The organism is Burkholderia sp. E168m23, assembly GCF_016586125.1.
GTDB lineage: Bacteria > Pseudomonadota > Gammaproteobacteria > Burkholderiales > Burkholderiaceae > Burkholderia > Burkholderia orbicola.
The window spans coordinates 1-502 of sequence record NZ_BCPP01001731.1; the positions used below are offsets into that span (position 1 = coordinate 1).

The 502-nt window shown below is 66.1% G+C and carries 1 protein-coding gene; it reads left to right on the plus strand.

Annotated features, from left to right (window positions below; genetic code table 11):
• Positions 1 to 72: 72 nt before the first annotated feature.
• Positions 73 to 489 carry a glyoxalase/bleomycin resistance/extradiol dioxygenase family protein gene (locus JMF90_RS39930; RefSeq protein ID WP_011544556.1) on the plus strand — a complete coding sequence of 139 codons (417 nt, stop codon included), beginning with the start codon at positions 73 to 75 and terminating at the stop codon, positions 487 to 489.
• Positions 490 to 502: the final 13 nt, after the last annotated feature.

Here is a 502-nt window from a genome sequence, read left to right on the forward strand (position 1 = left end):
AACGTTCCGTTGTTCCAGCATGAGACCGGCGCAGGCGCGAGAAGCGCCGACACCGTGCAACAGGAGATTTTCATGACCGATCCACGTCCGGCCAACGTGCCTTGGTTGACGCCCTACCTGGCCGTACGCAACGCGCGCGCGGCCATCGACTTCTTCCAGGCCGCATTCGGCTTCACGCTGCGCGACGTGCACGACGAGGACGGCGTGATCATGCACGTCGAGATGGCCTATCGCGGCCAGTTGATCGTGATGTTCGCGCCCGAAGGCGCGTTCGGCTCGCCCGCGCTCACGCCGAAGCGCGCGAACGCCACCGCGCCGCAATCGTTCTATCTGTATGTCGACGACGTCGACGCTACCTGGCAGCGCGCGCTCGACGCGGGCGCGAAATCGCTGAGTGCGCCGCAGGATCAGTTCTGGGGCGACCGGTTCGCGCAGATCGAGGATCTCGACGGTTACCGCTGGGCGCTCGGGTGCCGTCTCGACGCATGACCGCAACCGCCAC

Excerpts from the sequence above, each read along its gene's own strand:
- JMF90_RS39930 (WP_011544556.1), top strand. The coding sequence starts at position 73 with ATGACCGATCCACGTCCGGCCAACGTGCCTTGGTTGACGCCCTACCTG.